Genomic DNA, 10,115 nt, shown 5'->3' with positions numbered 1-10,115 from the left:
TTACGCCGCCACCAGGTTAACAACCTGTCTTTCCAGATTATCGTAACGGGTTGGGCGCATGATGTTCAGCAATACCGCGCAGCCCATGGTGGCACCGGTTCGGCCGAACTCTCGGATCAAAATGCTGACATCAGACTTCAGTGCGCGCTTGATCAATTCCCCGGCAGCCTTGGCATCACGCGACTGCACCGCGCGACGTGCAAGATAACGGTACTGGTAGGCGCGGGCCAGGTTTTCCCATTTGATGACAAAGTCCATGTTGATACGTGCATTGTTGCTTACTGAGCGCTCCCACGAGGCAAGCTGGTTTTTCCAGTTGGCAGACAAGCCTTCACCGTTGACGCGGTAGTTGGTCAGCGCAGCATCGAGACCCGCAAATTTCCAGTCAGTGGACAGGGCAATGCGCAGCCAGCATTCAACATCCTCAGACTGACGGAAGGTTTCGTCGAAGTACTGGTGACCGAAGTGACCGCTCTCAGCGCGGATAAACTTGATGGCATCGAGCACTTCGCGGCGAATAACCGGTGCAGAGCCATTACCTACCGGATTGCGGCAAAAAATATCCTGTGCTTGCACGTTGCGGGTCTTGGGTGTTTGAAACAGGCCCAGCGGGTTGCTGTCTTCATCCATAAAGGCAGAGGCGCTGTAGCTTACGCCAACCTCCTTGTTGTGATCGAGGTGGCCAACGTGGCGTTCGAGTTTTTCCGGGTGCCAGCTGTCGTCTGAGTCCAGAAATGCTACGTAGCGACCGCGAGACTGGCGAATGCCCGTGTTGCGTGCGCCGGCCAGCCCCCGGTTTTGCTGACGTACCAGGCGAAGGCGAGGATCGTCGTAGGATTCAATAATCTCCGCACAGTTGTCTGGCGAGCCGTCATCAATGGCGATGATTTCAAAATCTTTGTAGGTTTGAGCCAGTACCGAATCAACACATTCGCGCAGGTATTTGGCTGCGTTGTACATAGGGATAACAACACTGACAGTCGGACGTTTCTTGAACGGGGCTGGCGCTTTGCTGTTGCTGCTGTTCTCGTTGTAAAAGTTCATGGTCGTTATCTCCGTAAATCTGTTTTGTTTGTATGGGGTTTGAGTTAGTAGGCGCCTTTGCCCATCAGTACGGCCGGTACCGTCATTACGGCGATGTAGATATCCATCCAGAGGTTGCGTTTCTGGTTGTAGCGAATGTCGAGTTCCACTTGCTGTTCGAAGTCCAGGTCAGCGCGGCCAGATACCTGCCACAGGCCTGAGATACCCGGTACACCTTCCAGACGCTTGCGGTCGTAGTCGGTGTATTGCTCAACTTCACTGGTCAGTGCCGGACGTGGGCCGATCAGCGACATCTCGCCTTTGAGTACGTTCAGCAGCTGAGGCAGCTCGTCGATGGAATACTTGCGGATGAAGTTGCCAACGCGAGTTACGCGTGGGTCGTTAACGAATTTTTTGCAGACGCCTTCGCGGTCGCTTTCCATGTTCGCCACTTTTTCATGCAGCGCCTTGTCGGTGCTCATGGAGCGGAACTTGATCATTTTGAAGGTTTCGCCGTTCAGGCCGACGCGCACCTGGCGGAAGAAGATGCCGCCGCGGCTTTCCATCACGATGGCCAAAGCGGTGATCAGCAGCAGGGGCGACAAGGCCACCAGCAGAGCGATAGAGAGTGTCAGGTCGAAAGCGCGCTTGTAGCCGTGTTTAACAAAGTGCTGGGCACCGCGAGCAGGAGTTTCAGCGATCCAGATCAATTGCGCGGCAAAGGATGTGGTCAATGTGTTGGTTTGAGTTTGCATGATATTTCCTCCAATTTGTCTCTCTTAATGCAGAGGGCGTGCCAGGATGGAAATAATTTTTTAAGCTATTGAAATATATGGATAAAAAACTTATCGGGTGTGTTTTTTTGGTTGGTTTTGTTCAGCGTGATTTGCATTTTGCAAATCAGCCTAGTGGCGTTTTGCAAAATACAATTCATGTTGGGGTTATGGGTGGTAAGGGGAGAAGATATGACACTGAAAGTCGAAAAAAGCAGGTTCGGGCCGGACGGCGCTGCCGCCGCCCGAGCCTGGGATCGATACTTAGGCAGGGGCTACCTGGCGGTCGCGCACAGTCCAGATTTCCAGCATGGCAATCAAACTGGCGGCGCTATAGGCAGCAATCATCGCCAGAGCAACCGTTACTGCGCCCCAGCCAGCAGTGAAGGCAATCAGGCCGCTGAAGGCGAGCGTAAAGCCCAGCGCCAGTCGGCTTTCGATGGCAATACGGTCACTGGCCCGGTAGTAAACACTGGTAGCTTCAAACAACATGCGCGGCAGAGCCGACAGACAAAGCAGTGTTACCAGCATGGCTGCATCGCGCCATTGTTCGCCAAATACCACCGGTACATACCAGGGTGCGGTAAGCGCCTGTACCAGCAGCACTGGCGCAATAAAGGTCATACCCATTTTCAGACTATCGGCAAAGGTTGCAACCACATCCTGGCCGTCGCGCATGGCATCACACAACCGTGGGAACAGGGCGGTATTAAAGCCATTGGTGATTGACAGACTGATACCCAGGCCAGCATTGCGGGCAAACGCGTAAAGACCGAAGGTGTCAGCGCTCAGTACGCGCCCCAGAATTAGAAGGTCTATCTGGTTGCGGCCGTTTTTCAATACTTCTGAGAACATGACATGGCGTGAGTACTCGCGCATGGTGCGGAAGTCTTCCCTAGAAAAATGCAGGGCTGGAAGCCAGCTCTTACGCAGGTTTAAGCCAACTACCCAAAGGACTGCTGCCGCAATTTTCGCGTAGACCACGCCCCAGACGCCGAAGCCGGCAATGACCAGTGCGGCGGAAATCAGATTGTCAGCACCGACGGTCATAGCCATCAGTAGACTGGTTTCTCGCATACGGCTGGCCCGTTGCAGCAGATTGAACTGCACCATGGCAAAGGGATAGATGAGGTGGGTGACGGCCAGTACAGTCAGCATCTCGGTAAGTACTGGCGAGCTGTAGAACTCACCGATCCAGCCCGCACCGAAAAACTGAATAGCAAACATGGTCAGTCCGATAAGCAGGTTTGCCCAAAACACTGAGCTGCAGATGGAGTTCAGCCGCTCGGACGAGGTCTTTACGATGAGGTTTCCGATCCCGTTGCTGGCGAGAATGCGCACGAGCTCGGCACTGGCGATAGCCAATGCTGCGAGGCCGTAGTCAGCCTGGGTAAGAAAGCGCGCCAGAATGAGTGTTGTGATCAGCCGGGAAACACGTACCACCAGCTCGCCCGCAGCCATCCAGCTAAAGTTCCGCATAAAGGGATTGGTCATTAGCTGCTGTATTTTTGTTTTCACGTTATCTCTCTCGTTTTTCCCACGTTGGTGGGTTTGGCCTGTGACCGTCTCTTTGCGGTCGTGATTGCAGGAATAAAAAGCAAGATAGATGCCAGAAAAAAAGGCTTATAAATCAATAGGCAGCTAATGGAGGGAGGATGCAATTTGCATAATGATTTGCAAATTGCATCTCGCCCTGATTATTGTAAAACAAAATGCTGTTGTCCTTCCTCGCGTTCCCAGAGGGAGTAGGTCGGTTCCAGGGTTTCGGTGTAATGCCAGCTCACAGCGATAAGGCGATCGACACCCTCTGGCAGCAGAATGCGATATTTGGCCGGGCCATTATTGGAGGTACGCAAAATGCAGCTGTCGTAGTTCACATCGTACCCCGTGTACTCGGTTTCAAACTCTGTACATACCGACAGGTAGCTACTGCTTCCAGCAGCACGATCGACAACAACGGACACGACGGCCTCTAGCTCGGGGTCTGACTCACTCTCGAGCCGCATTGTCGACGGCGCAATATCACTGTGCCATTCAGGCGCTGCGGCCGAGGTGTCGTGAACCTGTGAATGGATGGCGGTGGCTAAGGGGCTAGCGGCAACCCCGGTGGCTACGTTGTCACTGGATTCTCCTGTGCTGCCAACGGCTGTGAAGGCCAGTGCCAGAGGTAAAAATGCCAGATGGTGTCTTGGTGTCATGGCGACAACTCCATATTTTCGGTGGTAATGCCTTGCGCTTGCGTTTTTCCGTTTGGACGCAGGTCATCTCAAGGCGTTAAAAGGTTATTGAATCGCCCAGTATTGGTCCTGTTCGCCGGTACTTTGCCAAACCCGATAAATAGGAGCTGCGGGCTCGTCGAGCAGTAGTACAACAGCCAGAACTTGGTCTGCGTCTGCTGGTACCGCCATGGAGGTCGTCGTCGATGGAGCCATATTGGTTTGTATCAGACAGCTGTCGTAATCCACGTCGAACGCGCCGGGATTGGTTTCCACAAAGCCTGTACAAATAGAAAGGTAGGCCGTGTTGGCGGAGAAGGATTGGGCGCTGGCAGTGACTGTCAGGTTGTAGTCCTGTCCAAGGTCGTAGCCGGCTGGAACCATCAGTTCTGAGGTGGTCGCTGCCTCTGTTGGGACAGTGACAACGCTTGTGGTTTCTTCTGTCAGCGGTGCAACGGGAGCGGTATTCTGTTCTGCGGGTGTGGCGGCTTCCTCGCCACCGCCACCGCCACCGCCACCGCCACCGCAAGCTGTTATCAGTAATGTGAGAGATGTAATCATTAGGTGTTGTTTGTTCATCGTCTTATCCTCTTACTTGCGAAAAGTATTCTTGGTCAGGGCGTTGGCTTTCTTGTACCAGCCTTTGCGGTTAGCGCCACCGCTGGTTACGTTTTCGTGGAATTGTGGGTAGGCCCATTTAATATCCATATACTCAACGGGATGATCCCAGTCGTACGGTATGTTCAGTGCCCAAGGCATGCCATTGGCATTGGCAAAGTATTCGCCTCGTCCGGGGTCAGATGCATCATCACCTCGGCCAAAGAAGTTCTGCTGGAAGGCTTCGGTGGGTGCCTTGTCCTTCAAGTGAATCTCGAAGCGGCGTCCCGGGGCTTCACCGAATACGTAGTTCCGTTTGAAGCCTTCGGTTGCGAATAGGAAGGGATCAAAGGGGAATGCGTCGATGTCGTCGGCTTTGATAGTCCCGATAACCGGGATGTCGAGCTGAAATTCCATCTGAATACCAGAGCCGCAGCCGTTTTCCGTGCGATAAAACTTACAGGCTTCGCCTGATGTTACGTAGTCATGAAGGTCACTGGCGATAATCGCTGTGGCATCGGCCCGCTCCGGTTCGATTGGCGAGTAAGGTTGCAGAATGCCGTTAACGGTCAGCGTAGAAGCCAGAATATTGATGGCATTAGTCGGAAGTCCGGGAATACGGAAGGCAAAGCCGTTGTGGTAGCTGGCACCCATGGCGGCGACATGCCCTTTGATGCGTATGCTCGCGATATTGTCGGCAACAGTGACGGTTTTAATGTTGTATTTGATTACAACGTCGTTCATGTCGTAGTCGCCAGCCAGTGGCCAGTTGTCTTCAAAGGCGAGTGTTGCGTTGCGCTTGGCGCCGGGATAGTAGGTTGTCAGCGTATCTGCCGCTTCCACTGTAACTTTATAGTCTTCTACCTCGCCGTCGGCCACGCCTCCGGTCGCAGTAACGTGATCGGGCGAGCTGAGACGCACACGCAACCAGGTTTCACCGAGCAGTGTTTCTTTGGGTGCCTTGAAGTGCAGCAGGTGCTTGCCGGCGTCGATGGATTTGTCACTGATAACATGCTCACCTTCGTCAAAGACTCCGTTTTGGTTCCAGTCACCCCAGATATTCAGTTCACCCTTGGCCGATGCTGTCACTTCGAAGTAGGTGTAGCGGTAAGGGGCAATGTTATTGATGAAGGCTACGCCGTCATTTTCTTCCGCAGCGACTGCGCCGCCCTCGAGGTAGGCGTCGGGTTCATAGTTGACACCCTCACCGAGAAACAGCGTGCCATCGCCGCGACCATGGCGCGCGCCATTGTTTCCAAAGCTCGTACCGTAGCTGTCTGGTGCACTGCCAAAGTCGGTGTCAGGGGTTTCACTCACATTCACCGGTGCGAATGGGCATCGTGCGCCGTCGTTGTTGTTTGACGACGGGCCATAGGAAAACAGCTCTGCCTTGGGCAGAAGTTGCTGGGTGTCAACGCGGTAGATATAGCCGTCACTATTATCGGCGACGTACAAATGGCCGTTGTTGTCAAAGTAGGTGCCGCCGAAATAGCCGTTCACACCGATGTTACCGATATTGGATACATCGCCGTTGCTCACGTTGATTTTCCAGAGCTCACCGTCTTTATCGACGGTATAAGCCATACCATCGTAGGGGTGAAAGGACAGATCAAATATGTCGAGTTCAAAAGCCTTCCCGGTGATAACCTGTGTCGCCTGCAGGTAGTCTGCAGCCTGTGGATCCAGGCTAATTCTGTACAGTCCTTCGTCGCTGCCTTTTCTATAAACATAGTAGGCATTTTCTGAAACGGCGATGTCGCCGGCGATAAAGTCCAGATCGGGAAGGTTCGCGGGGAACAGTATTTCAGTTCGGTAGTTGGCATCGATTTTTACGATGGCGCGCAGGTCATCGTTATAGGCGTACAGGTACTGGTCGTGCACGTTAAACGCTAGCGCATTGAGTTTCATATCAGTCCACTCAGCGGGGGCCGCCGGTTCATAAAAGCCTGTGGACAGCTGTATCGCGTACAGTTGGGCGTATTTGTCCTGAATAAGAAAGGCGGTGTCAGGGCAAGCTTCGAAGGGTGTCGCAAGTGTGGGTATTGCACCCGACAGGATCATGGCTCCGAGTAAATTGCGTGTTTTCATGGTCTTGGTCTCGATGTCTACGTGATAGATGTTTCCGTAGACAATGCACAGCTTATGCCATGTTTAAATTTCCTTTTTAAACAGTCAGTTAGAATTATTTTGGGGCGATTTGAAAGCTGGAGTGAGGGGCTTTTGCAAAGTGCATTTGCATTTTGCAAGTCATTTTGCCTTAGTTGGAGCCTGTAGTTCGGGAAAGTATTGGAGGGCGCTTGCTGTCAGGATAGGCAGTTGGCAGCTGATGGTTGCTCTGTTGTTTTCCAGCCTCTTCAACCGCCGCAACAGATTGGCCAGTTTGCTGGTAAGCATCGCTGGTAAGCGTTTGTGAGCCGGGGGTTGAAATTCAGCGCGCAAGGGACCGGCACTGTAGTGGCGAATAAAGTCCGGGAGATCGGCGGTGTGGTTGTTATTCCAGGCGGGAGGCAACTCCTGGAATCCAACCCAGTTACTTAAATAGTGAATCATGTGGCCATTTTCGCCCCAGCCCACGTCGTCTTCCACTGGTAGCTCGCGATTGATATTACCCAGTATCTGGCTGAGTTTTTCACGTGCAGGTGCTGTGTTGGTAAACAGCAGAACACCTGAGTTGATGCGGCCGCTATAGCCACGGGCAGCATACACGTGTTTGTCGGCTTTTATCAGGTTGGTGAGCGGCGGGGCGTGCTCCTGGATTCTGGCGTCGGCGTCGACGTAAAACACGTAATCATAGCCAGACTCGAGGGCCGCCAGCGCCAGGCTGAGTTTAAGCCAAGCGGTTTCCAGCCCCAGTGCGTTGATCAGTGGTCGGCTCACGCAAACATAGTGATAACCGCAGCGCTTGGCATAGCTGCGTTGACTATCGATCAATTCTCCATAGCGCCAGTGATAGCCATTGAGAGCGACCGTAAAAACGAGTGTTGTGGGCGCATGCGACGAGTTCATGTGCTCATCATTGACGATTATGAATATGTCAGCAAGCGACAGACCGATTTTTGCAGTCAAATGCAGTAAAATCGATTTTGTCGAAGTAAATGGTCACAGGATGAGTTTGATGTCGTCCCTTCAGGAACAGTTGTTGAAAGCCGGTATTGTCGACGAAAAGAAGGCAAAACAGGCCAAGAAAGAAAAGCGCAAAGCTGCCAAGCAAGCCAAAGGGCAGACCCAGGTTGACGAGAGCAAGGCTGCCGCGTTGCAAGCCCGTGCTGAAAAAGCCGAGCGCGACCGTGAACTAAATCGCCAGCGCCAAGCCGCTGCCGAGCGGAAGGCTGTTCAGGCACAGATTGATCAACTGATCACTACAAACAGCATTGATCGACGCGGGGGCGAGGTTGCCTATCAGTTTGTCGATAATAAAAAGATCAAAAAGCTGCTGGTCACAGATGCCATTCAGGCCCAGCTTACGCGTGGCCAGATAGCGATTGTTGCGTTGCAAGGACGCTATGAGTTAGTGCCTGCTGCCGTGGCAGAGAAAATCCGCCAGCGCGATGAATCACGAGTATTGGTGTTGCATGACCGCAGTGCCGAGAGTGCTGAAATGGTCGACGAAGATGATCCGTACGCCGACTACCAGATTCCGGACGATTTGATGTGGTAAGTGATTGTGCCTTGCTTAGCCCGGGGGCGAGTGCGGTAATTTGAGGCCTACGGCCGCAATCCGGTTGCCCTCTATGCGGCGAATTACTAACTGAAGGTGACCCAGGGCCACGGTGTCACCGACCACCGGACGACCGTGGAATCGCCGGAAAAGAAACTGCCCGACAGAGTCAGACGGGCTGAGGTTTCTGGTATCCAGGCCGTAGAACATGCGTAGCTCGCCCAGCGTGGTATCGGGTGAAATCACAAATTCTCCATAGAAAGAGGTTACAGCCTGACGTGTTACCTCGATATCTTCCTTAGGTGAGAACAACGTGCCCATGCTGGCGGTGTCTTCGCTGGCAAGGATCATCACATGATCGCCTTCCTCCAACCTCAAAATTTTAGAGTGTTTTTTTAGAACGCCATCACGGATTACACCGGCAGCCTGCGCCCCCTCGGTGAGCGGTAACTCAGCCAGCAGGGTGTTATTGGCACGGCAACCGGCGATCACCTCATACACATGAAGCACTTTGTCCAGCTCTGTTGGCAAAGCCACCTGAAAGTGTTTCGGGTCGGTAACCTGAACAGGGAGATTTACGCCAAGCCAACGTGCTACAGGGGCGATCGACCAGCCCTGAACAACCAGTGACACCAGAACAACAAAGAAAACCAGCTCAAACACCAGCTCTGTGCTATGTAATCCTGAAAGTGACGGGTACAGCGCAAGAATAATCGGCACCGCACCGCGCAGGCCACACCAGCTGATAAAGACCTGCTCACGCGTTGGGAAATGAAATGGCAGTAGCGACAGCGCAACGGCAATTGGGCGCGCAATGAAAATCAAAACAAGTGCAATTCCCAGCGCTGGAATGATTATGGGTGGCATATGGCTGGGGGTAATGAGAAGGCCAAGCATCAGGAACATGCCAATCTGGCTGAGCCAGGCGATACCGTCGTGAAAGCGGTGGATATCCTTGCTGAAGGGCAGGGCCGTATTACCCACAATTACGCCGAGCACATAGATCGCCAGGAACCCACTGCCGTTTAGTAAACTGGTGAGGCCGAATATACCAAGCCCACCGGCAAGGACACATAGTGGATACAGGGATGCGGGCAAGTCGATACGTTCGAGAAACAGGCAAAAGCCGCGCCCACCGATAAAGCCCAGCAGCAAGCCGAGCCCCATTTGCTGAAGCAGCACCCACACAATACCAGTTGCTCCCGGCGCCTGATTGTGGGCGAGTACTTGTACCAGCGTTACCGTCAGAAAGATCGCCATCGGATCGTTGGTGCCGGATTCAATTTCCAGTGTCGCGCCGGTACGTTCTTTTAATTGCAATCCGGCTGAGCGCAGTAGCCCAAAGACCGCAGCGGCATCTGTTGAGCCAACAATGGCGCCAATCAAAAGCGAGTCGAGAATAGGGAGAGCCAGAATCAAGTGGGCTGCCAGCCCGGTAATACCCGCAGTGATCACCACGCCCAGCGTGGCCAGTGACAGCGCGGGGTTCAGACTGACTCGGAAAGCTTCACGGCGTGTGCCCAGACCGCCATCGAGAATGATAATGGCCAGTGCCAGGTTGCCCAATAGAAACGCGAGGCCGTAGTCGTTGAAAATAATCCCGCCGGGACCATCCTCGCCCGCCAGCATGCCCAACACCAGAAACACCAACAGAATCGGTGCGCCGAGCTTGCGTGACACTACGCTGGAAACAATACACAGCAAAGTGAGCAATGCGCCGATAAAAATGAACTGGTTGGATAGTTCGAGTGTCATCCGGTGTTTATTTCCAATGGATCGCTGCACTGCAAAAGCGCCCATCACACGTTCTTGACGCGCCACGCGTTGTTTACGTGGCGCGACGGGAAG

General features: G+C 53.4%; 9 protein-coding genes. 1 reads left to right on the top strand and 8 read right to left on the bottom strand.

What is annotated here, in order from left to right; genetic code table 11:
• The 7 genes from ABYP39_RS14470 to ABYP39_RS14440 all read right to left on the bottom strand — a co-directional run bounded on the left by ABYP39_RS14470 (position 1) and on the right by ABYP39_RS14440 (position 7,615).
• Positions 1–1,044, bottom strand: coding sequence for a glycosyltransferase family 2 protein (locus ABYP39_RS14470; protein WP_372783200.1), 1,044 nt, complete (start codon positions 1,042–1,044; stop codon positions 1–3).
• Between the two features lie 44 nt (positions 1,045–1,088).
• Positions 1,089–1,778: a sugar transferase gene (locus ABYP39_RS14465; RefSeq protein WP_372763665.1), complete on the bottom strand. Its 690-nt coding sequence runs from the start codon at positions 1,776–1,778 to the stop codon at positions 1,089–1,091.
• A 282-nt stretch (positions 1,779–2,060) separates the two neighbouring features.
• The gene (locus ABYP39_RS14460) at positions 2,061–3,314 is read right to left on the bottom strand and encodes an oligosaccharide flippase family protein (protein ID WP_372747325.1); all 1,254 of its coding nucleotides are present in this window, start codon (positions 3,312–3,314) and stop codon (positions 2,061–2,063) included.
• A gap of 179 nt (positions 3,315–3,493) precedes the next feature.
• Positions 3,494–3,994: a hypothetical protein gene (locus tag ABYP39_RS14455; RefSeq protein ID WP_372747326.1), complete on the bottom strand. Its 501-nt coding sequence runs from the start codon at positions 3,992–3,994 to the stop codon at positions 3,494–3,496.
• Between the two features lie 84 nt (positions 3,995–4,078).
• Positions 4,079–4,591 (bottom strand): hypothetical protein, encoded by a 513-nt coding sequence (locus ABYP39_RS14450; RefSeq protein ID WP_372758254.1) that lies wholly within the window; start codon positions 4,589–4,591, stop codon positions 4,079–4,081.
• 12 nt (positions 4,592–4,603) lie between these two features.
• Entirely contained in the window at positions 4,604–6,697 is a 2,094-nt protein-coding gene (locus ABYP39_RS14445) for an LruC domain-containing protein (RefSeq protein ID WP_372783198.1), read from the bottom strand.
• A 159-nt stretch (positions 6,698–6,856) separates the two neighbouring features.
• Positions 6,857–7,615 carry a hypothetical protein gene (locus ABYP39_RS14440; RefSeq protein ID WP_372747329.1) on the bottom strand — a complete coding sequence of 253 codons (759 nt, stop codon included), beginning with the start codon at positions 7,613–7,615 and terminating at the stop codon, positions 6,857–6,859.
• Positions 7,616–7,724: 109 nt separating this feature from the next.
• Between ABYP39_RS14440 and ABYP39_RS14435 the strand changes: the two genes are divergently transcribed.
• Complete coding sequence (locus ABYP39_RS14435; RefSeq protein WP_372747330.1) at positions 7,725–8,267, top strand: DUF2058 domain-containing protein; 543 nt, start codon at positions 7,725–7,727, stop codon at positions 8,265–8,267.
• A 15-nt stretch (positions 8,268–8,282) separates the two neighbouring features.
• Here the strand turns inward: ABYP39_RS14435 and ABYP39_RS14430 are convergent, their stop codons facing one another.
• Entirely contained in the window at positions 8,283–10,022 is a 1,740-nt protein-coding gene (locus ABYP39_RS14430) for a potassium/proton antiporter (RefSeq protein WP_372783203.1), read from the bottom strand.
• Positions 10,023–10,115 lie beyond the last annotated feature (93 nt).

Source organism: Litorivivens sp. (assembly GCF_041625495.1).
Lineage (GTDB): Bacteria > Pseudomonadota > Gammaproteobacteria > Pseudomonadales > Spongiibacteraceae > Litorivivens.
Note: the sequence above shows the minus strand (reverse complement) of the source record. Positions and strands in the feature narration are given on the sequence as shown.

Bases quoted from the DNA above. Each gene is read 5' to 3' on its own strand.
- ABYP39_RS14440 (WP_372747329.1), bottom strand. From the start codon at position 7,615: ATGAACTCGTCGCATGCGCCCACAACACTCGTTTTTACGGTCGCTCTC.
- ABYP39_RS14445 (WP_372783198.1), bottom strand. From the start codon at position 6,697: ATGAAAACACGCAATTTACTCGGAGCCATGATCCTGTCGGGTGCAATA.
- ABYP39_RS14470 (WP_372783200.1), bottom strand. From the start codon at position 1,044: ATGAACTTTTACAACGAGAACAGCAGCAACAGCAAAGCGCCAGCCCCG.
- ABYP39_RS14450 (WP_372758254.1), bottom strand. From the start codon at position 4,591: ATGAACAAACAACACCTAATGATTACATCTCTCACATTACTGATAACA.
- ABYP39_RS14465 (WP_372763665.1), bottom strand. From the start codon at position 1,778: ATGCAAACTCAAACCAACACATTGACCACATCCTTTGCCGCGCAATTG.
- ABYP39_RS14435 (WP_372747330.1), top strand. From the start codon at position 7,725: ATGTCGTCCCTTCAGGAACAGTTGTTGAAAGCCGGTATTGTCGACGAA.
- ABYP39_RS14430 (WP_372783203.1), bottom strand. From the start codon at position 10,022: ATGACACTCGAACTATCCAACCAGTTCATTTTTATCGGCGCATTGCTC.
- ABYP39_RS14455 (WP_372747326.1), bottom strand. From the start codon at position 3,994: ATGACACCAAGACACCATCTGGCATTTTTACCTCTGGCACTGGCCTTC.